Source organism: Lichenihabitans sp. PAMC28606, assembly GCF_020616535.1.
GTDB classification, from domain to species: domain Bacteria; phylum Pseudomonadota; class Alphaproteobacteria; order Rhizobiales; family Beijerinckiaceae; genus Lichenihabitans; species Lichenihabitans psoromatis.
Map to the genome: position 1 here is coordinate 1,972,077 of NZ_CP085136.1, position 21,350 is coordinate 1,993,426.

At 64.8% G+C, this 21,350-nt stretch carries 17 protein-coding genes; 9 read left to right on the forward strand and 8 right to left on the reverse strand.

What is annotated here, in order from left to right:
- The first annotated feature begins 140 nt into the window (after positions 1 to 140).
- On the forward strand, positions 141 to 1,475 hold the full coding sequence (locus LGH83_RS09370) for an MFS transporter (protein ID WP_227401553.1): 1,335 nt from the start codon (positions 141 to 143) through the stop codon (positions 1,473 to 1,475).
- Here the strand turns inward: LGH83_RS09370 and LGH83_RS09375 are convergent.
- Positions 1,453 to 1,773 carry a DUF6460 domain-containing protein gene (locus LGH83_RS09375; protein ID WP_227401554.1) on the reverse strand — a complete coding sequence of 107 codons (321 nt, stop codon included), beginning with the start codon at positions 1,771 to 1,773 and terminating at the stop codon, positions 1,453 to 1,455. The genes LGH83_RS09370 and LGH83_RS09375 overlap by 23 nt on opposite strands.
- Positions 1,774 to 1,939: 166 nt before the next feature.
- On the opposite strand from LGH83_RS09375, the gene glmM reads away from it, so the two are divergent.
- The 3 genes from glmM to LGH83_RS09390 all read left to right on the forward strand — a co-directional run bounded on the left by glmM (position 1,940) and on the right by LGH83_RS09390 (position 5,481).
- Positions 1,940 to 3,295 (forward strand): phosphoglucosamine mutase, encoded by a 1,356-nt coding sequence (glmM, locus tag LGH83_RS09380; RefSeq protein ID WP_227401555.1) that lies wholly within the window; start codon positions 1,940 to 1,942, stop codon positions 3,293 to 3,295.
- A gap of 81 nt (positions 3,296 to 3,376) precedes the next feature.
- Positions 3,377 to 4,012: a cob(I)yrinic acid a,c-diamide adenosyltransferase gene (gene cobO, locus LGH83_RS09385; RefSeq protein WP_227401556.1), complete on the forward strand. Its 636-nt coding sequence runs from the start codon at positions 3,377 to 3,379 to the stop codon at positions 4,010 to 4,012.
- 2 nt (positions 4,013 to 4,014) lie between these two features.
- On the forward strand, positions 4,015 to 5,481 hold the full coding sequence (locus tag LGH83_RS09390) for a cobyric acid synthase (protein ID WP_227401557.1): 1,467 nt from the start codon (positions 4,015 to 4,017) through the stop codon (positions 5,479 to 5,481).
- Here the strand turns inward: LGH83_RS09390 and cbiB are convergent.
- Positions 5,465 to 6,436 (reverse strand): adenosylcobinamide-phosphate synthase CbiB, encoded by a 972-nt coding sequence (gene cbiB, locus LGH83_RS09395; RefSeq protein WP_413771129.1) that lies wholly within the window; start codon positions 6,434 to 6,436, stop codon positions 5,465 to 5,467. The genes LGH83_RS09390 and cbiB overlap by 17 nt on opposite strands.
- Between cbiB and cobD the strand changes: the two genes are divergently transcribed.
- On the forward strand, positions 6,435 to 7,463 hold the full coding sequence (cobD, locus tag LGH83_RS09400; RefSeq protein WP_227401558.1) for a threonine-phosphate decarboxylase CobD: 1,029 nt from the start codon (positions 6,435 to 6,437) through the stop codon (positions 7,461 to 7,463). The genes cbiB and cobD overlap by 2 nt on opposite strands.
- A gap of 3 nt (positions 7,464 to 7,466) precedes the next feature.
- Here the strand turns inward: cobD and LGH83_RS09405 are convergent, their stop codons facing one another.
- On the reverse strand, positions 7,467 to 8,402 hold the full coding sequence (locus LGH83_RS09405; protein ID WP_227401559.1) for a polyphosphate kinase 2 family protein: 936 nt from the start codon (positions 8,400 to 8,402) through the stop codon (positions 7,467 to 7,469).
- Positions 8,403 to 8,558: 156 nt separating this feature from the next.
- On the opposite strand from LGH83_RS09405, the gene LGH83_RS09410 reads away from it, so the two are divergent.
- Positions 8,559 to 10,037, forward strand: coding sequence for a DHA2 family efflux MFS transporter permease subunit (locus tag LGH83_RS09410; protein ID WP_227401560.1), 1,479 nt, complete (start codon positions 8,559 to 8,561; stop codon positions 10,035 to 10,037).
- Positions 10,038 to 10,051: 14 nt separating this feature from the next.
- Here the strand turns inward: LGH83_RS09410 and LGH83_RS09415 are convergent, their stop codons facing one another.
- The 3 genes from LGH83_RS09415 to LGH83_RS09425 form a co-directional block, all read right to left on the reverse strand.
- On the reverse strand, positions 10,052 to 10,918 hold the full coding sequence (locus tag LGH83_RS09415; RefSeq protein ID WP_227401561.1) for a hypothetical protein: 867 nt from the start codon (positions 10,916 to 10,918) through the stop codon (positions 10,052 to 10,054).
- Between the two features lie 95 nt (positions 10,919 to 11,013).
- Entirely contained in the window at positions 11,014 to 12,078 is a 1,065-nt protein-coding gene (locus LGH83_RS09420) for a threonine aldolase family protein (protein ID WP_227401562.1), read from the reverse strand.
- Between the two features lie 64 nt (positions 12,079 to 12,142).
- Positions 12,143 to 12,352 (reverse strand): DUF2945 domain-containing protein, encoded by a 210-nt coding sequence (locus LGH83_RS09425; RefSeq protein ID WP_131113188.1) that lies wholly within the window; start codon positions 12,350 to 12,352, stop codon positions 12,143 to 12,145.
- Positions 12,353 to 12,628: 276 nt separating this feature from the next.
- Between LGH83_RS09425 and gltB the strand changes: the two genes are divergently transcribed.
- Genes gltB through LGH83_RS09440 form a run of 3 tightly spaced genes read left to right on the forward strand, consistent with a single transcriptional unit; the run spans position 12,629 to position 19,295 of the window.
- Positions 12,629 to 17,383, forward strand: coding sequence for a glutamate synthase large subunit (gene gltB / locus LGH83_RS09430; RefSeq protein WP_227401563.1), 4,755 nt, complete (start codon positions 12,629 to 12,631; stop codon positions 17,381 to 17,383).
- Positions 17,384 to 17,388: 5 nt separating this feature from the next.
- Positions 17,389 to 18,807: a glutamate synthase subunit beta gene (locus LGH83_RS09435; RefSeq protein WP_227401564.1), complete on the forward strand. Its 1,419-nt coding sequence runs from the start codon at positions 17,389 to 17,391 to the stop codon at positions 18,805 to 18,807.
- An 11-nt stretch (positions 18,808 to 18,818) separates the two neighbouring features.
- Positions 18,819 to 19,295, forward strand: coding sequence for a hypothetical protein (locus LGH83_RS09440; protein WP_227401565.1), 477 nt, complete (start codon positions 18,819 to 18,821; stop codon positions 19,293 to 19,295).
- A 5-nt stretch (positions 19,296 to 19,300) separates the two neighbouring features.
- Here the strand turns inward: LGH83_RS09440 and LGH83_RS09445 are convergent, their stop codons facing one another.
- Both LGH83_RS09445 and LGH83_RS09450 read right to left on the reverse strand, forming a co-directional pair.
- Complete coding sequence (locus LGH83_RS09445) at positions 19,301 to 20,131, reverse strand: EamA family transporter (protein WP_227401566.1); 831 nt, start codon at positions 20,129 to 20,131, stop codon at positions 19,301 to 19,303.
- A gap of 2 nt (positions 20,132 to 20,133) precedes the next feature.
- Complete coding sequence (locus LGH83_RS09450) at positions 20,134 to 21,312, reverse strand: DUF459 domain-containing protein (RefSeq protein ID WP_227401567.1); 1,179 nt, start codon at positions 21,310 to 21,312, stop codon at positions 20,134 to 20,136.
- Positions 21,313 to 21,350: the final 38 nt, after the last annotated feature.

A 21,350-nucleotide genomic window follows, 5' to 3' on the forward strand; every position in this document is an offset into this window, starting at 1 on the left:
ATCGGCGCGTCTTCGGTTTTGAGCGCGCGCGAGCGGCACAAGGCAGCTCGACGGGGGCGATGGTGCGCGCCCCAAGCGGATTCCCTTCCAAGGCGTCTCGCTCTAAGATGACCACCAGGACACGGGGAGGAGACGACACCATGACCGCAGACGCGGGCGCGACGCGCTGGCAGCAGATCAAGCCCGTGATCCAGGTCGCGAGTGGCAATTTCCTTGAAATGTACGACTTTTTCGTCTTCGCCTATTACGCGGCGGCGATCGGTCGAGCCTTCTTTCCCAGCCATGACGCGTTCGCCTCGCTGATGTTGTCGCTCGCGACCTTCGGGGTCGGGTTTCTGATGCGGCCGCTCGGCGCGCTCGTGCTCGGCGCCTATATCGACCATCATGGCCGCCGCGCGGGCCTGCTGCTCACATTGGGCCTCATGGCGGTCGGCACCGTGTCGGTGGCGGTGACGCCGGGCTATGCGACGCTCGGCATCGCGGCGCCCCTGATCGTGCTCGCGGGCCGGTTGCTGCAAGGCTTCTCGGCCGGGGCGGAGCTGGGTGGCGTGTCGGTCTACCTCGCCGAGATCGCCACGCCCGGCCACAAAGGGTTCTATGTCAGTTGGCAATCGGCTAGCCAGCAGGTCGCCGTCATCGTGGCGGCGCTGCTCGGGGTCGCGCTCCAGCAGGAGTTGACGCCGGCCCAAATGGACGACTGGGGCTGGCGCCTGCCGCTCTTGCTCGGCTGTCTCATCATCCCGATCCTGTTCCTGCTCCGCTCGGGTCTGCAGGAAACCGCCGAATTCGCAACCCGGAAAAAGCGCACCGCATCGCTGTCGGATGTGTGGCGGTCGGTCGCGGCCAATTGGCCGATCGTGCTGGTCGGCGCCATGCTGGTCACGATGACGACGGTGTCGTTCTACCTCATCACGGCCTACACGCCGACCTTCGGCAAGGACACGCTCAAGCTCGACGCCATGGCGGCCCTGATCGTGACGCTGCTGGTCGGGGTCTCGAACCTGTTCTGGCTGCCGGTCATGGGCGCATTGTCGGACCGCATCGGCCGTCGACCCTTGCTGATCGGCTTCACGCTGCTGGCCCTCGTGACGGCCTATCCGGTGATGTTGTGGCTGACGGCCGCACCCTCGTTCGAGCGGCTGCTGGCGGTCGAACTCTGGCTGTCATTCATTTATGGCAGCTACAATGGCGCCATGGTGGTCTATCTGACCGAACTGATGCCCGCGGATGTCCGCAGCGCCGGCTTCTCGCTGGCCTATAGTCTGGCGACCGCGATCTTCGGCGGCTTCACACCGGCGATCTGCACCTGGCTGATCCACGTGACCGACAATAAAGCCATGCCGGGCGTCTGGCTTTCCTTCGCGGCGCTGATGGGCCTCATCGCCGCCGTGCTGGCCGAACGCATCGGCACAGCGGCGGCGAACTCCCGACCCGAGGCGATCGGCGCAGAGCTCAGCGCGCGCCGCGCATCGTGAGCAGCCGCATCACGAACCAGATCGGCACGACGATGACGGCTCCGGCCAGCACGTAGCGACCCGCCTGCCCGAACGCGTCAAACCCCATGGCCCAGAGGCGTTCGCCCGCGCGCAGAGCGCCGCGAACGACCTCCATCGGCTCGACATTGAGCCACATCAGCAAAGCCCCGACCACGAGGCAGATGAAGATCAGCCGGATCAGCACCGTCACCGGCGGGCCGCCGAAGAAGCGGTAGGCCAACGAAGGGGGCCGCCGATCGTGTCCGAACTCGACCTCTCGCACCGAATCATTTTGCATGGTCGATCTCCCTCGCCCTCATGTGTCGGCTCCGATGGCCATAGACAAGCTGAGCGGCCGTCGATGTTAAAGGGATTTACAAAATGTGAACCTATGCGGCTTAATTTTCGGCTATCGTGCCGCATAGTTTGACATCGTCGAGATCGGGTCGCGGAGGCTAGAACGCATGGGGCGGAAATATTTCGGGACGGACGGCATTCGCGGACGCGCCAACGGCCTGATCACCCCCGATCTCGCCATGAGGGTCGGTCAGGCGACCGGGCTGCTGTTCCAGCGCGGCGATCATCGCCACCGCGTCGTGATCGGCAAGGATACGCGCCTCTCCGGCTATATGATCGAATATGCGATGGTGGGCGGCTTCACCTCGGTCGGCATGGATGTGATGCTGCTCGGCCCAGTCCCGACCCCGGCCGTCGCTATGCTGACGCGTTCGATGCGGGCCGATGTCGGCGTGATGATATCGGCCTCGCACAACCCTTACGAGGACAACGGCATCAAGCTGTTCGGGCCAGACGGGTTCAAGTTATCGGACGAGGTCGAAGCCGAGATCGAGCGCCTGCTCGACTGCAATCTTGGATCGCGGCTGTCGAAATCGAAACATCTCGGCCGTGCCAAGCGCATCGAGAGCGTGCACGCCCGCTACATCGAATTCGCCAAGCGCACCCTGCCCCGCAATCTGTCGCTCGACGGCCTCCGCATCGTGCTCGATTGCGCCAATGGGGCCGCCTACAAGGTCGCACCGGAAGCGCTGTGGGAACTCGGCGCTGAGGTGTTCTCGATCGGCATCGAGCCGGATGGCTTCAACATCAACCACAATGTCGGCTCGACCGCGCCCGACGCCCTGGTCCGCAAGGTCCGCGAAATGCGGGCCGATGTCGGCATCGCGCTCGATGGCGACGCCGACCGGCTCCTCATGGTCGACGAAAAGGGCAATGTGATCGACGGCGACCAGATCATGGCTGTGATCGCGCAAAGCTGGATGGAGGACGGCCGCCTCAGCAAGCCCGGCCTCGTCACCACCGTGATGTCCAATCTCGGGTTGGAGCGCTACCTGCAAGGGGTCGGGCTCGGCATGGTCCGCACCGCGGTTGGCGATCGGTATGTGCTCGAACACATGCGTCAAAATGGCTACAACGTCGGCGGCGAGCAATCGGGCCACATCATTCTGTCGGATTATTCGACGACGGGCGACGGGCTCGTCGCGGCCCTTCAAGTCATGGCCGTGGTCAAGCGCTCCAACAAACCAGTCAGCGAGGTGTGCCATCGCTTCGAGCCGCTGCCGCAGATCCTCAAGAACGTGCGCGTCAGCGGCACGGTCCTGTCGCAGCCAGGCATTGCCGAGATGATCGAGAAGCAGCGCACGCGGCTTGCGGCCTCCGGTCGCTTGCTCATCCGCCCCTCCGGCACCGAGCCGGTGATCCGCGTGATGGGCGAAGGCGACAACAAGGATCTGGTCGAGAGCGTCGTCGACGACATCTGCGATGCGCTGACCGCGAGCGGAACATCGTTGGCGGCGGAGTAAGGCAAACCGATCGTCTCGACCGCCGCCTGGAAACCGGTGTGGCGCGTGACCGGACAGGCCGGCTCTGTTAATCAATGCGTCATGACCACCGACCCCGATTCCGCCTTATCCAGCCCCGATCCGGACGCCCGCCACAAGGCCAAAATGGCCAATCGCAAAGCGGTGCAGGATGCCGAGGTCGCGTCGAAGACCATCACCGAGAAGGGTCTGCTGATCGTCCATACTGGCCCCGGCAAGGGCAAATCGACGGCCGCCTTCGGGTTGCTGCTCCGCGCGCTCGGCTACGGCTGGCCGGTCGGAGTCGTGCAATTCGTCAAGGGCGCGTGGGACACCGGCGAGCGCCGCATGATCCTGGAGCGGTTTCCCGAGGTCCGCTGGCATACGATGGGCGAGGGCTTTACCTGGGAAACGCAGGATCGCGCGCGTGATGTCGCCGCCGCCGAGGCCGCTTGGGTGAAGACCGTGGACCTGATGGCCGACCCCGCGATCCGGCTGATCGTGCTGGACGAACTCAATATCGCGCTGCGCTACGATTACCTGCCGCTCGAGGCCGTCGTGGCGGCGCTAAAGGCTCGGCGGCCAGACTTGCATATCGTCGTGACGGGCAGAAACGCCAAACCAGCCCTGATCGAAGCGGCCGATCTCGTGACCGAGATGACGATCGTCAAGCATCACTTCGCGGCCGGCGTGAAGGCTCAGGCCGGCATCGAGTTCTGACCATGACGGCGCGCGCCCTGATGGTGCAGGGCACCGGCTCGGATGTCGGGAAAAGCCTGATGGTGGCGGGGCTCTGCCGCGCCTTCACGCTGCGCGGCCTTCGCGTGCTGCCGTTCAAGCCGCAGAACATGTCGAATAATGCGGCCGTGACGGCGGATGGTGGCGAGATCGGGCGGGCGCAAGCGTTGCAGGCGCGGGCTTGCCGCGTTCCGCCGACTGTGCACATGAACCCGGTTCTGCTCAAGCCGCAGAGCGAGATCGGCAGCCAGGTCGTGGTGCAGGGTCGCGTCATCGGCAACGCCAAAGCGCGCGAGTACCAAAGCTGGAAACCGCGTCTGATGAGCGCCGTTCAGGAGAGCTTCGCCCTGCTGCGCGCGGAGGCGGATCTCGTCCTCGTCGAAGGCGCGGGCAGCGCCGCCGAGGTCAACCTGCGGGCCAACGACATCGCCAATATGGGCTTTGCGCGGGCCGCCGACGTTCCCGTCGTGCTGCTCGGCGATATCGATCGGGGCGGCGTGATCGCCCAAATCGTCGGCACCAAGGCGGTGCTGGACCCTGCCGACGCCGCTATGGTGGCGGGTTTTATCGTCAACAAATTTCGCGGCGACCCGAGCCTGTTCGCATCCGGCATGGATCTGATCGCGCAGCACACCGGTTGGGCCGCGATCGGCCTCGTGCCGCATTTTTACGAGGCCTCGCGCCTTCCGGCCGAAGACGCAATGGCACTCACGGCGAGGGCGGCCGGGCCGCGCGATCATCGAGCCCCCGTCACGATCGCGGTGCCGACATTGCCGCGCATCAGCAACTTCGACGATCTCGATCCGCTGCGGCTCGAACCGAGCGTGACCGTCGTCATGGTGCGGCCGGGCGATCCCCTTCCGCTCGCCGATCTCGTCATCCTGCCGGGCTCTAAGGCCACGATCGCGGATCTCGCCGATCTACGGCGCTTCGGATGGGACATCGACATCTTGGCTCATTCGCGGCGCGGGGGGCGCGTTCTCGGCCTCTGCGGCGGCTACCAGATGCTCGGCCGCAGCATCGCCGATCCGGAGGGTGTCGAGGGACCGCCGAGCACCGCCGTCGGCCTCGGGCTGCTGGACGTGGAGACCGTCCTTGGCGGCCGGAAGACGTTGCGGCGTGTGGCCGGACGATCGGTCGATGGAGGCGCGGCCTTCGAGGGCTATGAAATGCACATGGGCCGCACGCAAGGCCCTGACTGCGAACGCCCGATGCTGCGCTTCGAGGACGGCCGCCCCGATGGCGCCACCTCGCCGAACGGCCGCGTGTCGGCCGCCTATGTGCATGGCCTGTTCGCCGACGACAGGCAGCGCTCCGAATGGCTGTCGCGGCTTGGCGCGGCTCCGTCGACGCTCAACTACGAGGCCGATGTCGAGCGCGTGCTGGACGCCCTTGCGGCTCACCTCGAACGCCATCTCGATCTCGACCGGCTGCTCAGCCTCGCGCGATGAGCGCGAGCATCAGCAGCACCGCATATTGAACGCCGCATGCGACACGATAGAGCCGCAAGGCGCGCCGAATATCGGCGGCGTTCGCATCCGCCCGGCCTGCCCCCATATAGCCATCCGCGATCAGGTCAGCGCCATAAACGCGCGGGCCGCCGAGCCGAAGCCCGAGCGCGCCCGCCATGGCGGCCTCGGGCCAGCCCGCATTAGGAGAACGGTGCTGGCGCGCATCGCGAAACACAGCGCGCGACGCTTCCGCCGCATCCTGGCCGGTCAGCGCCGCCGCGAGCACGAGCCAGAGGGCCGACAAACGCGACGCTGGCAGATTGACGAGATCGTCGAACCGCGCCGCTGCCCAGCCGAAGGCGGCGTAGCGGTCGTTACGATGGCCGATCATGCTGTCGGCCGTGTTGGCGGCCTTGTAGAGCGCGGCGCCCGGCAATCCCGCGACCGCCATCCAAAACGTCGGCGCCACGACCCCATCGGAAAAATTTTCAGCTAGGCTCTCGATCGCGGCCCGGGCGACCGCGGCCTCGTCTAGCGTCTCGGGATTGCGGCCGACGATCATCGACACGGCGGAGCGGCCCGCCGCAAGACCGCCCGTCTCGAGCGCGCTTGCGACAGCGCGGACATGCGTGTCGAGGCTGCGCTGCGCCGGCAGGCTGGCACAAAGGATAACCACAAGCACGAATCCGGCCCAGCCTCCCGGCACGACTGCGACGACGAGGCCCGTGACGACGCCCGTCGCACCCAAGAGCAGGATCAGGGCCGCGACACCGGCGGTGCGCCGTTTTGCGAACGAGGCGTTCGACTGGTTGAGATGGCGATCGAGCCAGCCGATCAGCGCGCCCATCCAGGTGACGGGATGGCCGATGCTGCGATACACGACATCCGGATAGCCGAACGCCGCCTCGATCGCGAGGGCCGCGCATGTCACTGGGAGCGTGGGTTCAAACATCATGGCTGAGATGGTGGTAAGCAGAGTGGAGGGCGGGCGGTTGGTGCAACACGGTGGCGACCTCGCCGCGGCGCGCAACCTGTTTCCGGGCGCTCCGCTGCCATGGATCGACTTGTCCACCGGCATCAACCCGCGCCCCTACCCGATCGGTACGATCACGCCGGATGGCTTCGCCCGTCTCCCTGAGCTCGACGCCCTGGCGGGTCTGGAAGCCGCCGCCGCCGAAGCTTACGGCGCAAAGGAGGTTGCCGCTGTCGTAGCGGCTCCGGGCACGCAGGCGCTGATCCAATGGCTGCCGCGTCTCCGGCCCGCCCGTCGCGTCGGAATCCTCGGTTTCACCTATGGCGAGCACCAGCAGGCCTGGGGCGCCGCCGGGGCGGAGGTCGTCACGGTCGAGGACATCAACGCGCTTGCGACAGTCGACGTCGCGGTCGTGGTCAATCCGAACAATCCCGATGGGCGGCTGGTCGCGCCGGAGCAACTCCGGATGCTCGCCACCACACTGTCCGCGCGCGGCGGGCTCCTCGTGGTCGACGAAGCCTTCATGGATGTGGTCCAGCCGGACATGAGCCTCATCCCAACGCTGCCCGACCTTGGCGCCCTCGTGTTGCGATCGTTCGGCAAGACCTATGGGCTCGGCGGCCTGCGGCTCGGTTTCGCGGTGGCGTCGGATGATCTGGCGCGGCAGATCCGGACGGCCCTCGGACCCTGGGCCGTTTCGGGTCCCGCGATCGAGGTCGGCATCCGCGCGCTTTGCGATACCGCTTGGCTCTCCGGCGAGACGCTGCACCTGAGCCGCGCGAGTCGGCGTCTCGACCAGTTGCTCATCGGCGCAGGCTGCGACATCGTCGGTGGCACCCCGCTGTTCCGGCTCGCCCGATCGCCGGACGCGCCGGCCATCTTCGAGCATCTGGCGCGACACGGTATTCTGTGTCGCCCCTTCGCGCATCGGCCGGACTGGCTGCGCTTTGGGCTTTGCGACGGAGAGGCGGCCTGGACGCGCCTGTCGGATGCGCTGACGAAGCGTTGAGCCTTATGGCTCCTGCTCGAGGCGACGCCTCGCCTCGGCAAAGCTCGCGATCTGCTCGTCGGTGGGCATCACGGTCTTCAGGGCGAGCGCCTCCAAGGCGTCGTTGATGGCCGCGACGACCACGAGGCGCATGAACCATTTCTGATCCGCCGGAACGATGAACCACGGCGCCTGTTCGGTTGCGGTTGCGGCGATCGCTTCCTCGTAGGCCGCCATATAGTCGGTCCAATAGCCTCGTTCTTTCAGATCTCCGATGTCGAATTTCCAGTTTTTATCGGGATGGTCGAGCCGTTCGAGAAAGCGCTTCTTCTGCTCGTCTCGGCCGACATTCAGGAAGAACTTCAGCACGATCGTCCCTTGTCGTGCCAGATGCCGCTCGAAGCCTGCGATATCCTTCAGGCGGTGGTCCCAGAACTTCTTGCCGTCGGTGAGAGACGGTGGCAGCCCCTGCCGGGCCAAAATCTCCGGATGCACGCGGGTGACCAGCACCTCCTCATAATGCGAGCGGTTGAAGATGCCGATCATGCCGCGAGCCGGTAGCGCGCGATTGATCCGCCACAGAAAGTCATGCGCCAGATCCTCGGGGCCCGGCGCCTTGAAGGAGGTCACCAGAATCCCCTGTGGGTTGACCCCGGACATGACGTGTTTGATCGTGCCGTCCTTGCCGGCGGCGTCCATGGCCTGAAACACAATCAGCAGCGACCATGATGCATTGGCGTAGAGCAGTTCCTGCAGGTCCGATAATCGCTGTACGCCTTGTCGCAGCAACGCCTTGGCCTGCGACTTGTCGACGATGTCCGGCAGAGGGTCGTCGGTCGCATAATGTTTCAGTTTGAAGTCCGCCCCATCCGTCACGCGAAATCGATCAATGATCTTGCGGATCTGCTTCGGGCCGAGTTCGGCTGTCTGGACCTCCGTGTCGGTGCTCGGATCGGGCATGGTCTCGGTCTCTCCTGGTTGCGGGCTAACCACAGCTTACGACATGGAAGCCATGGCGTGGCTGCGCTATTCTCGATCGATTTCGCGGCGTATAGCTTGTGGAATCAACGACGCGACTGTCCCGGACCATCTGTCCGGGACCCGAAAGTGATCACCATGTTGGACGCCTCCTCCGGCCCATCCACCACCCCCCCGCTCGCCAAAATTCCGCCGACCCGAAATTTCCGAACCATCGCGCTCATTATTGCCAGCGCCATGTTCATGGAACAGCTGGACGCGACCGTCTTGACCACGGCGCTGCCCACGATGGCGCGCGATTTCGGCGTGACGGCGACGAGCATGAGCGTGGCGTTGACGTCCTACCTGCTGAGCCTCGCGATCTTCATCCCGGCCAGCGGCAAGGTGGCCGATCGCTTCGGCTCGCGTGTGGTGTTTCGCGGCGCGATCGTGGTGTTCACGTTGGGATCGATCTTCTGCGCGCAGGCTCCCAACCTGACCGTGCTGGTGCTGGCCCGCGTTTTCCAAGGGCTCGGTGGCGCCATGATGATGCCGGTCGGTCGGCTCGTGCTGCTCCGCAGCGTCGAGCGCCGCAACATGGTGTCGGCCATGTCCTGGTTGCTGGTGCCGGCCTTGATCGGGCCGATCATCGGGCCGCCTGTCGGCGGTTTCTTCGTGACCTATCTCGACTGGCGCTGGATCTTCTACATCAACGTGCCGATCGGGATCCTGGGGGTTGTCCTCGTCAGCTTGTTCATCGACGACGTCCCCGGCATTTCGATCGGGCGCTTCGACACGCTCGGCATGCTGCTGTCCGGTGTATCGCTCGGCTGCCTTTTCTTCGGCTTCGAGATGACGAGCCACGCGGGCGAGGGCTGGGTCGTCCTCATGATGTTAACTATTGGCTTGGTGTCGGGCGCCCTCTACGTGCGGCATTCGCGCCGCGTGACCAACCCGATCCTCGATCTTTCCCTGATGCGGGTGCCGAATTTCGGTCTCTCGGTCATCGCGGGCTCCTTGACGCGCATCACCCAGGGCGCTCAGCCCTTTCTGCTTCCGCTGATGCTGCAGATCGGCTTCGGTCTGTCGGCCGCCACCAGCGGCACGATCGTGATCGCCACCGCGATCGGCTCGATGTCGATGAAGGGGCTGGCGCCTCGCATCCTGCGGCGCTTCGGCTTCCGCACCAGCCTGATCGTGAACGGCATCGTGGCCAGCTTCGGCTATGCGATCTGCGCCGCCTTTCGGCCCGGCTGGCCGCATTGGGCCATGTTCGGGATCCTGGTCTTCTGCGGATTCTTCATGTCGTTTCAGTTCACCGGCTACAATACGGTGGCGTTCGACGAGATTTCCAATGCGCGGATGAGTTCGGCCACGAGCTTCTACACGACGTTTCAGCAGCTCATGCTGTCGGTCGGGATCTGCGTCGCAGTGCTGGCTCTCCAAGGATCCATGGTGGCGCGCGGTCACACGACGCCGCAACTCGGCGACTTCTCGGCCGCGTTCCTGATCGTCACGGCGATCTCGTTGACCGCGACGATCTGGAACCTCCGTTTCTCACCCCATGCGGGCGCGGAGATCAGCGGCCATAGGTCGCAACAGCAATCCGCCACCGACGTGACGGATGCGATCGACTAAGACGGACGACGCGTCTACTCGAGCGGAGCGACAGGCACATCCTTACCGGCGGGCTTGCGTGCGGCCGACGATGCGGTCGCGGTCCCCTTGCTTTTGTCGTCCTGCTCGCGCGTTCCCGGCAGGCTCAGCGGATTGGTCACGATGGACCGAACGGGCCTGTCGCCCGCCGGAGCCGCGACAGTCGGCGCCGATGCGGCGGGAGTGGAGACGGCGGGGGAAGAAACCACGGGCGTCGATGTCGCGGCTGGCGAAACCGACCCCGTTGCCGGGGCCGGTTGCTGATCGGGCGCCGCCAAGGGCGATGTTTCGATCGGGGATGACCGCGCGGGCTCGGGCGTGCGCTCGACCACACGCGGGGCGCGTTTGACGCGCGGCGGCCGCGGCTGCGCCGGGACCGGCAGTTCATGACCCTGGCTGGCGTTCGGTGGCTGCTGGTTGGTGTCGTCGTTGCCACCCCCGAACAGCCGCGTGAACATGTTGGGCTGATTATCCTCGCTGGGGATCTGAGCGGGCGGCACCGGTCCGCGCGGGATCGTCGGATCGATGTTGCGACGGAAAGCGCGACGATCGTCCATCACGAAACGCTGGAGAATTTCGCCATTGTCGGCGCTGACGACCAGCCGCTCGCGCCGACCGCGACGGTCGACGACCTCGGCGACATAAACGCCTTCGTTGCGGATCGGCGGGGCCAGCGGTCGAAACCCCTTATCGATCACGGACCGTGCGGCATCGTCGGCCGACAGGCGCGGCTGATCCCAAAAGAATTGCGCGCTGGCCGGCTTCGGCGCCAACACGCCGCCTAGAAGAGCGGCCCAACTCGCGATCAACACCAGCTTCACGGTCTTGCCGGACAGGTCAGAGACCCGGGCACCATCACGCATCCGTCACTCCATCGGCCGCGCCTCAATCCCACGGTGGGGCAGCACGGCCGTTCACCACAAGCGTTGACGATTCATTACGGCGAGGATGCGACGGTTCATCGAGCCCCGCCCGCAATGCGGATAAAATCGTCGACCTCTTGCTCGAGCGTCTCGAAGGAGCACACAAACCGGACAAAAACCTCACCGGCGCGTGGCACGTCGTCGGCCGATAGCCCAAGAGCGTCCCACTCGTAATAATGGGCGCCGGCCTGCTTCAACGCCGCGTCGATGTCTCCGGGCAGAACGGCAAAGACTTCGTTGGCCTGCCGGCTCCAAGGCAGACGGATCCCCGCGATCCCGGTCAGGCCGTCGGCCAGCCGTTTCGCCATCCTGTTGGCGTGACGCGCGAGATCGAGCCAATGGTCGTCGGCCAGATAGGCATCCATCTGGGCACCGAGGAAACGCCCTTTCGACAGGGTGTGGCCAGCGCGCTTGCGTTGAACCTCGAGGATTTCGACCTTCCCCGGATCGAAGGCGATAATGGCCTCGCAGGCCAGAGCGCCATTTTTCGTCGCCCCGAACGACAGGATATCGACACCCGCTTTCCAGGTCATTTCGGCGGGCGTACAGCGCAGGTCGACCAGAGCATTGGCAAAGCGCGCCCCATCCATATGGACCGAGAGGCCGGCGCTCCGCGCGACCTCGACCAGAGCGCCGATTTCCTCGCAGGCATAGGCCGTGCCCGACTCGGTCGCCTGCGACAGACTGAGGGTTGCGGCGTGCACATGCCGCGTGCCGCCGCGCGGAAAGCGCGCCAGCGTTTCGGTCAGAGCCCGTGCGGTCATCTTGCCGCCCGGCCCCGAAACCCCGATCAATTTGCCACCCGCCGTGAAAAATTCCGGGGCGCCGCATTCCTCATCGTTGATATGCGCCATGTCGTGGCAGAACACGCCGCCCCACGGCGGCGTGACGGTGGCGAGCGACAAGGCGTTGGCGGCCGTGCCGGTCGTCATCAACAACACCGACAGCTTGCGCTCGAACAGATCTTCGAGCCGCCGAACCGCCGATTGCGTCCAACGGTCGGACCCATAGGTGCCCTGGCGTCCCGCCCGCGCCGCCACGGCGATCGCTTCGACGATCGGGGCGCTCGCCCCGACCACATTATCGCTTCCAAATTCCATTCTGTGCCCGCCGCGTGTTTTGAGATTGGCGCCAAGCATCATGCACGGGCGGCGGTGTCCAGCCTCAAGCCTTTTTGAGCGCTTCGGCTTTATGAGCCGCCTTGGCACCGGTCTTGTCGCTCTTGACCAGAAACTCCGGATTTTCGGGCGAGGCCGCCACCTTGTGGGTTTTGATCTTGGTCGGCTTGGTGAGCTTTTTTTCCACCGTTCCAGTGACCTCGCCCTGCGAGGACGACCAGGTGACCTTGTCGCCGGCTTTCGGTTCTTTCGTCATGATGGACCTCCTGAAAGACCAGTCAAACCGTCGGTGCGCCGGCCGGTTCCGCGCGCAGATCCAAGCCTCGCAGCCGATAACGTCGCACGGCTGTCGCCGTGCGTCGTTTTATTCGTGCGGACCGTCTTGTGCCACACATGTGATCCTGTAAAAGTCGAAGTCCTGATTTAGGACAGGACTACTGACCATTTCGCCTGACGGGCCTCTTCGACGGAGAGGTGCGGTGAGCGCGACATGACAGGTGGCCCTGTCCCATGAGCCATGGGGGCAACGTCGATGAGCGAGAGCAGAGCAGCGGAACTTGCGGTCTTGATGACCACGCAGGCCGACGCCAAACGCGTCGCTGGTTCGGCGAAGACCCCGCCTGTGGTGCCGATGTACCGTGATCCCGGCTTGCCGGCCGCGCAAGGTCTTTATGATCCGGCACGCGAGCACGATGCCTGCGGGGTCGGCTTCGTGGCGCATATGAAGAACCAGAAGTCCCATTCCATCGTGAAGATGGGGCTCGAGATCCTGCTTAATCTCGATCATCGCGGTGCGGTCGGGGCCGATGCTCACGGCGGCGATGGCTGCGGCATGTTGGTGCAGATTCCGCACGACTTCTTCTCGTCCGAAGCCGAGCGGCTGGGCTTCTCGCTGCCGGAACCCGGTCACTATGCGATCGGCTTCATGTTCCTGCCGCGCGATGCGGGCGGCCGCGCCCTGATCGAAGACATCATCAGCCAGGTCGTAACTGACGAAGGTCAGGTGCTGCTCGGCTGGCGCGACGTGCCGACCGACAGTTCCTGCCTCGGAGAAAGCATCAAGGCGAGCGAACCCGTGTGCCGGCAGGTGTTCATCGGGCGTGGCGAGGGCATCACGGACGATGCGACCTTCGAACGACGACTGTTCATTCTCCGTAAGGTCATCTCGGGCAACGTCTACAAGCTGACCGACGAGCGTGTGCGTGGCTTCTACCCTGTCTCGATGTCGTCGCGCACGCTCGTCTACAAGGGCCTTCTGCTGGCCACGCGTCTCGGCGCCTATTACAACGACTTGACCGACGAGCGGTTCACCTCGGCGCTGGCGCTCGTGCATCAGCGTTTTTCGACCAACACGTTCCCGGCTTGGTCGCTCGCCCATCCCTACCGGATGGTCGCCCACAATGGCGAGATCAACACGCTGCGCGGCAACGTCAACTGGATGGCGGCGCGTCAGGCGTCGGTCGAATCGGTGCTGTTTGGCAAGGACATCTCCAAGCTCTGGCCGATTTCCTACGAAGGCCAGTCCGATACCGCCTGTTTCGACAATGCGCTCGAGTTCCTGGTCGAGGGTGGCTATTCGCTCGCCCATGCCATGATGATGCTGATCCCGGAAGCCTGGGCCGGCAATCCGCTGATGGAAGAGGATCGGCGCGCCTTCTACGAATATCACGCGGCCTTGATGGAGCCGTGGGACGGGCCGGCAGCGGTCGCGTTTACAGATGGCGTGCAGATCGGCGCGACGCTCGACCGGAACGGCCTCCGGCCGGCGCGCTACCTCGTGACCGACGACGACCTCGTGATCCTGGCGTCGGAAATGGGCGTGCTGCCGATCCCGCAGGAGAAGATCGTCAAGAAGTGGCGGCTGCAGCCGGGCAAGATGCTGCTGGTCGATCTCGAACAGGGCCGCATCATCTCGGACGACGAGATGAAGAGCCAGGTTGCGGCCTCGCACCCCTATCGGGAGTGGCTGAGCCGCACGCAGATCGTGCTGGAAGACATGCAGCCGGTGGAAGCCCGCGCGGCCCGGACGGACGTGTCGCTGCTCGATAAGCAGCAGGCCTTCGGCTACACGCAGGAGGATCTGACCACCCTGTTGGCCCCGATGGCCGCGACGGGCCAGGAAGCCATGGGCTCGATGGGCACCGACACGCCGATCTCGGCTTTGTCGGACAAGCCGAAGCTGCTCTATACCTATTTTAAGCAGAATTTCGCGCAGGTCACGAACCCGCCGATCGACCCGATCCGCGAGGAACTCGTCATGAGCCTCGTGTCGTTCATCGGTCCGCGTCCGAACATCTTCGATCTCGAGGGCAATTCGAGCAAGAAGCGGCTTGAAGTGCGCCAGCCCATCCTGACCAACGACGATCTCGAGAAGATCCGCTGCATCGGGTTTCTGGAAGAGTCGTTTGACACCAAGACGCTGGACACCACCTATGCGGTCAAGCACGGCGCCGAGGGGATGGAAGCCATCCTGCAGCGCCTCTGCGAGCGGGCCGAGGCCGCCGTGCATGGCGGCTACAATATCATCATCCTGTCGGACCGGATGATGGGGCCGGACCGCATCCCGATCCCGGCCTTGCTGGCGACCGCGGCCGTTCATCATCACCTGATCCGCAAGGGACTTCGCACGTCGGTCGGCCTCGTGGTCGAAACCGGTGAAGCGCGCGAGATTCATCACTTCGCCTGCCTTGCGGGCTACGGCGCCGAGGCCATCAACCCCTATCTGGCGTTCGAGACCCTGACGGCGCTCGCGATCGAATTCCCCGAGGAGATCGACGGCACCGAGGCCGTGAAGCGGTTCATCAAGTCGATCGACAAGGGCTTGCTGAAGGTCATGTCCAAGATGGGCATCTCGACCTACCAATCCTATTGCGGCGCGCAGATCTTCGATGCGGTCGGGCTGGCCGACAGTTTCATCGATCAATATTTCCGTGGCACCGCGACCATGATCGGCGGTATCGGCTTGGCCGAGATCGCTCGTGAAACGGCGCGGCGTCACGCCGATGCCTTTGGCGACGCTCCGATCTATCGCAACGCGCTCGATGTCGGCGGCGATTATGCCTACCGCATCCGAGGCGAAGCGCATTCGTGGTCGCCGCAGACCGTGTCGCTGCTGCAGCATGCCGTGCGCGGCAACAGCCAGGACAAGTATCGGGCCTATGCCAAGCTGATGAACGAGCAGGACGAGCGCCTGCTGACCGTGCGTGGGCTGTTCCGCGTGAAAGGTGCCGCCGAGGACGGCCGCACCCCGGTTCCGATCGAGGAGGTCGAGACCGCGGCCGAGATCGTCAAGCGCTTCTCGACCGGCGCCATGTCGTATGGCTCGATCTCGCGCGAGGCCCATACCACGCTGGCGATCGCCATGAACCGGATCGGCGGCAAGTCGAACACCGGCGAGGGGGGCGAAGAATCCGATCGCTTCAAGCCGATGGCGAACGGCGACAGCATGCGCTCGGCCATCAAGCAGGTAGCGTCGGGGCGCTTCGGTGTCACAACCGAATATCTCGTCAATTCCGACATGATGCAGATCAAGATGGCGCAGGGCGCGAAGCCCGGCGAAGGCGGCCAATTGCCCGGCCACAAGGTCGATGCGATCATCGCCAAGGTGCGTCACTCGACGGCAGGCGTCGGCCTGATCTCGCCGCCGCCCCATCATGACATCTACTCGATCGAGGATCTGGCGCAGCTCGTCTACGACTTGAAGAACGTCAATCCCGAGGCGCTCGTTTCGGTCAAGCTGGTGTCGGAAGTCGGCGTCGGCACGGTCGCGGCAGGTGTCGCCAAGGCACGCGCCGACCATGTGACGATCGCCGGCTTCGAGGGCGGCACAGGGGCGTCGCCGCTCACCTCGATCAAGCATGCCGGCAGCCCGTGGGAGATCGGCCTTGCCGAAACCCACCAGACGCTGGTGCTGAACCGTCTCCGCTCACGCATCACCGTGCAGGTCGATGGCGGCATCCGCACGGGGCGCGACGTCGTCGTTGGCGCTCTGCTCGGCGCCGACGAATTCGGCTGCGCGACCGCGCCGCTGATCGCGGCCGGCTGTATCATGATGCGGAAGTGCCATCTCAACACCTGCCCGGTCGGGGTCGCGACCCAGGACCCGGTTCTCCGCAAGCGTTTCGTCGGCTTGCCCGAACACGTCATCAATTACTTCTTCTTCGTGGCCGAGGAAGTGCGTGAGTTGATGGCCGCGATGGGCTATCGCCGGTTCGACGAGATGATCGGCCAGATGCAGATGCTCGATCGCGAAACCGCGATGGATCACTGGAAGGCGAATGGCCTGGACTTCAGCAAGCTGTTCCACAAGCCGGATGCGCCCGAGGGCGTCGGCATCCGCTGCACCGAGGCGCAGAACCACAATCTCGGCAAGGTGCTGGATCAGACGCTGATTGCCGAGACGGCCGAAGCGGTGGCCAATCGCACGCCGATCGTGGTGCAGAAGACGATCGCCAACACGGACCGCACCACCGGGGCGATGCTGTCGGGCGCCATCGTCAAGCGTTACGGTCACGCCGGGCTACCGAGCGACACGATCCACATCAAGTTCGACGGCACCGCCGGGCAGAGCTTCGGCGCCTTTGTGGCCAATGGTGTGACGCTGGAACTCGAGGGCGAGGCCAACGACTATGTCGGCAAGGGCCTCTCGGGCGGCAAGATCATCATCTATCCGCCGAAGGCCGCGACCCAGATCGTGCCCGAGCAATCGATCATTGTCGGCAATACGGTCCTGTATGGCGCGATTTCGGGCGAGTGCTACTTCCGCGGCGTCGCGGGGGAGCGTTTCGCGGTGCGGAACTCCGGCGCGATCGCGGTCGTCGAAGGCACAGGCGATCACGGCTGCGAGTATATGACGGGCGGCATTGTCGTGGTGATCGGCGAAACCGGGCGCAATTTTGCGGCCGGAATGTCGGGTGGCATCGCCTATGTGCTCGACCAGGACGGCTCCTTCGCCAAGCGGTGCAATATGGCGATGGTCGATCTCGAACCGATCGAAGCCGAAGAGGCCGCCAACGAGCGGTTCTACCACCAGAGCAACGACCTGCAGTTCCCGCGCCCTGTCGACATCATGTCCGACATGACGCGATACGATGCTGAGCGGCTGCGTCAACTGGTGGCCAACCATGCGCGCTTGACCGGCTCGACCAAAGCGAAAGCATTGCTCGACGACTGGGCGGCGGTGTTGCCCCACTTCAAAAAGGTCATGCCGACCGACTATCGTCGCGCGCTGGCCGAACTGGCGCCGCAGATGCAGAGCCGGCCCGTGTTGGCCGTGGCGGGGGAATAGAGCTGATGGGTAAGGTCACCGGCTTCATCGAGATCGATCGGCACGACCGGCGCTATGCGCCGGCCTCCGATCGCATCCGCCACTACAAGGAATTCGTGCTTCCGATGTCGGAAGCATCGACGAAGGACCAGGCGGCACGCTGCATGAATTGCGGCATTCCGTTTTGCCACAACGGCTGCCCGGTCAATAACCAGATCCCGGATTGGAACGACCTCGTCTATCGCGGCGACTGGGAGGAAGCGGCCAGCAACCTCCATTCGACCAACAACTTCCCGGAATTCACCGGCCGCATCTGCCCTGCCCCTTGCGAGGCCGCCTGCACGCTGAACCTCAGCGACTCGCCCGTCACGATCAAGACGATCGAGAACGCCATCATCGATCGCGCCTGGGAAGAAGGCTGGGTCAGGCCGCAAAAGGCCACTCGCCAGACCGGCAAAACCATCGCGATCGTCGGCTCGGGGCCGGCCGGCCTCGCCTGCGCGCAGCAACTCGCGCGGGCCGGACATGACGTCCATGTCTACGAGAAAAACCCCAAGCCGGGCGGCTTGCTGCGCTATGGCATTCCGGACTTCAAGCTGGAGAAGCGGCACATCGATCGGCGTGTCGCTCAGATGTCGTCGGAAGGCGTCACGTTCCATTGCGGCGTCAATGTCGGCGTCGACATCACGGCGCAGGAACTGCAAGAGAATTACGACGCCGTCGTTCTGGCAGGCGGATCCGAAAAGCCGCGCGACCTGCCGATCCCGGGCCGCGACCTCAACGGCATCCATTTCGCGATGGATTTCCTGCCGCAGCAGAACCGCCGCGTTTCGAAGGAGCCGGTTCGCTCCAACACGCCCATCCTGGCCTCCGGCAAGCATGTCGTCGTGATCGGCGGCGGCGACACGGGATCCGATTGCATCGGCACCTCGATCCGTCAGGGCGCCTTGTCGGTAACGCAGCTCGAAATCATGCCGCGCCCGCCCGAGAAGGAGAATAAGCTTCTGACGTGGCCGGATTGGCCGCTGAAGCTGCGGACCTCCTCGAGCCAGGAAGAAGGCGCCGAACGCGACTTCGCGGTGCTGACCAAGGAATTCACCGGTGATGGCGGCCAGGTGAAGCAACTGCATATCAGCCGAGTCGACGGCAAGATGCAGCCCGTGCCCGATAGCGGGTTCTCACTGCGGGCCGATCTCGTTCTGTTGGCCATGGGGTTCGTCTCACCCATCGAAGATGGCTTGCTGGCCGACCTTGGCGTGCAACTCGATGCACGCGGCAATGTCGCGGCCGACACGAAGGTCTATCGGTCGAGCACCGACAAAGTATTTGCCTGCGGTGACATGCGTCGCGGCCAGTCCCTCGTGGTTTGGGCCATCCGCGAAGGCCGTCAAGCTGCGTCCTCGGTCGACGCCCATCTGATGGGATCGACCACGCTGCCGCGCTAGAACGGGGCGAAATGGCGGATCTCTCCTCCTACCGCTACAATCCTCGCGCGATCGCCTTTCAGGGCCATCGCGCGATCGGGCGCTGGCGTGTCAAAGCGCATGTCATTACGGTACGCGGAACGGCGGCTCACTTTCCCGACATCGTCGAGGCGGCTTGGGACAAAGTGTCGGTTGTGCTCGGCGAAGCGCCGGACCAAGGTCTCGATGTCGGGATCGCGTTCGTGACGCTGCACCTTGGCGTCCAAGGGGTCTGGCTTTTGCTCGACTGGTGGCACCGCGCCGACATGACGATCCATCGGCACTTCCGCGCGCCCTTTGACGACCCGACGCGTTTCGTCGATGTCGGCCCGGAGCATCTTGGCCCATGCGTGTGGGAAATCGCGGTCGCGGCGCATGAGCGACAGGCCTGGATCACGCATGTGCTCGACAACCGCGCGGGGGCCGACCTCGACGCCTATCTGGACGACGGCCTGACTGCGACGATGTAGATCGCCTAGCCCTGCGCGATACAGGCGGCCCCGATCGCGATCACGAGGCAGGCGGCGATCCGCTTCACCGTGAGGGTTTCGCCGAGAAAGAGGCGCCCGAGAACGGCCGCAAACACCACGCTCGTCTCCCGCAAGGCCGAGACCGAGCCCATGGCGCCCAGCTGCAACGCCCAGATCACGACCGCATAGGCCGCGAAGGAGACCGCGCCTCCGGTGGCCGATTTCAACACCTCGGGTGCCGGCGCATACAATGCCGCAACGCCTCTGCGCCAGACGAACCAGAGCGGCAGCAACAATTCCAGCGCAAACATCGCCCCTGAATAAGCGAGCCAATCGCCCGACAGGCGCACCCCGATGCCATCCACCACTGTGTAGCTGGCGATGGCAGCGCCCGTCGCGAGCGCGATCGGCAAGCTGCCCGCATGCAGGCGGCCCCTGGCCAAAGCGAGCAGCAGAATGCCGCTGGTGATCAGCAACACGCCCGCGACCGCGGCCACGCCGGGGTGCTCGCCGACCAGCACCAGGGCTCCGAGCGTCACGAGCGCGGGCGAGGACCCGCGGGCGATCGGGTAGATTTCGCCGAGAGCGCCGGTCCTATAACTTCGAACCAGCAGGATATTGTAGAGGAAATGGAGCAGGCCCGAGGCGATCACATAGGGGAGGCTCGCGGCGCATGGCAGCCCGGTGAACGGCACCACAATGCAGCCGCCGACCCCGAGCACGAGATCCATGATGGCCATGGACCAGAGCCGGTCACGACCGCCCCGAAGCAGGGCATTCCACCCGGCATGCATGAAGGCCGCAAGCAAGACCAGACCGATGATCGGAAGCGACATGCCTATTGTCGCGGCCAGGAAAAATCGTCCATCCGGCTCGGCTTGGGTTGGATCGGCTGGCCCTGAACCAAGGCGCGCTCGGTCAGGCCGTCCGCATCGCGATCAGCGGATCGCGGCAAGCCGGATGTCGCATCCGCGAGGCGGCCGCCGATCGTCACAACGGGCGCCGTGAGGCTGATGATCGGACCGATTTGCGGCACGCCGGTCGCGCCCTGCGGCGCCGGATCGGAGGACGGCAAAGCCGGGAGGCCCGCCTCCCGCCGGATCTGCGCGTTTACATCGATTTGCAGTGCGTTATCGAAGCCCGGCTGCGTCGGGATCACGACGGCGGACACGTTTGGCGCATCGGGCTTGGCTTTCTCCCGGTCGCGACGAAGATCGGCCTCGACGAAGCTCGCGAGCTTGCGTTCACCCGCGCGGGTGAAATCGATTCCATCGGACGCGCGCAGCTTCGCCGGCTGGCCATTCAGATCGGGACCGGACGCCGCATATTTGCCGGCGTCGTCCACGAAGGCTTCCCAACTGTCGACATAGGTCGCGCCGGCCTTGACGGTCCGGTCGCGGACGATCTCGTTCAGGGCGACGAATTGGGCCGAGAGTTCGTCGTCTTGCACGATCGGCAGGCCGACCCAGATCACGGGGATGCCCTTGTCGCGAAACAGCGCCACGACCGCGTCGACCCGCGCGCCATACATCTGGCGCCAGCGCGGCGTCTGCGGCTCGACTATCGTCACGCCATCTTTGATCGGCATCGTATCGTTGGCGCCCATCATGATGACGGCGGCGTCGATCGGCTCTGAGGCGGCAAACATATTGCGAATGGCGATCGGCCACTCGAATCGGTCATCCTGTGACAAGCCATAGGGCGCATGCGTCTTTTGCAAGATGGTCGTGCCGGACTGGCCGGCCGCGTTGAGGCTCAAACCTTCCGCGAGCGCTTCGGCGAAACCATCGCCCAGCACCGCGACACTATAGGGTCGCGTTTGTGGGTCGGGCGTTCCCGCCGTCGTCGGACGCAACTGATCCGGGCCGCGTTGCGGGCCAGGACTGTTGCGCCGCGCTGCCCAACAGCCATCAGCATCACCAAGCAGAAGGCAGAACGCCAAGGCCAAAGCGCCGACGCGACGCGCGACGGGTGTTGCGGAGGCTGTGAAGAAATAATGAACGAGAGGCCACTGCATTCTCTCGTTTAACAAAGGTCGACGCGTCCCGCATCCCC

Bases quoted from the DNA above. Each gene is read 5' to 3' on its own strand.
- LGH83_RS09425 (WP_131113188.1), bottom strand. From the start codon at position 12,352: ATGACGAAAGAACCGAAAGCCGGCGACAAGGTCACCTGGTCGTCCTCG.
- cobO (WP_227401556.1), top strand. From the start codon at position 3,377: ATGACCACCGACCCCGATTCCGCCTTATCCAGCCCCGATCCGGACGCC.
- LGH83_RS09375 (WP_227401554.1), bottom strand. From the start codon at position 1,773: ATGCAAAATGATTCGGTGCGAGAGGTCGAGTTCGGACACGATCGGCGG.
- cbiB (WP_413771129.1), bottom strand. From the start codon at position 6,436: ATGATGTTTGAACCCACGCTCCCAGTGACATGCGCGGCCCTCGCGATC.
- LGH83_RS09390 (WP_227401557.1), top strand. From the start codon at position 4,015: ATGACGGCGCGCGCCCTGATGGTGCAGGGCACCGGCTCGGATGTCGGG.
- LGH83_RS09420 (WP_227401562.1), bottom strand. From the start codon at position 12,078: ATGGAATTTGGAAGCGATAATGTGGTCGGGGCGAGCGCCCCGATCGTC.
- LGH83_RS09415 (WP_227401561.1), bottom strand. From the start codon at position 10,918: ATGCGTGATGGTGCCCGGGTCTCTGACCTGTCCGGCAAGACCGTGAAG.
- glmM (WP_227401555.1), top strand. From the start codon at position 1,940: ATGGGGCGGAAATATTTCGGGACGGACGGCATTCGCGGACGCGCCAAC.
- LGH83_RS09450 (WP_227401567.1), bottom strand. From the start codon at position 21,312: ATGCAGTGGCCTCTCGTTCATTATTTCTTCACAGCCTCCGCAACACCC.
- cobD (WP_227401558.1), top strand. From the start codon at position 6,435: ATGGCTGAGATGGTGGTAAGCAGAGTGGAGGGCGGGCGGTTGGTGCAA.
- LGH83_RS09435 (WP_227401564.1), top strand. From the start codon at position 17,389: ATGGGTAAGGTCACCGGCTTCATCGAGATCGATCGGCACGACCGGCGC.
- LGH83_RS09410 (WP_227401560.1), top strand. From the start codon at position 8,559: ATGTTGGACGCCTCCTCCGGCCCATCCACCACCCCCCCGCTCGCCAAA.
- LGH83_RS09370 (WP_227401553.1), top strand. From the start codon at position 141: ATGACCGCAGACGCGGGCGCGACGCGCTGGCAGCAGATCAAGCCCGTG.
- gltB (WP_227401563.1), top strand. From the start codon at position 12,629: ATGAGCGAGAGCAGAGCAGCGGAACTTGCGGTCTTGATGACCACGCAG.
- LGH83_RS09445 (WP_227401566.1), bottom strand. From the start codon at position 20,131: ATGTCGCTTCCGATCATCGGTCTGGTCTTGCTTGCGGCCTTCATGCAT.
- LGH83_RS09440 (WP_227401565.1), top strand. From the start codon at position 18,819: ATGGCGGATCTCTCCTCCTACCGCTACAATCCTCGCGCGATCGCCTTT.
- LGH83_RS09405 (WP_227401559.1), bottom strand. From the start codon at position 8,402: ATGCCCGATCCGAGCACCGACACGGAGGTCCAGACAGCCGAACTCGGC.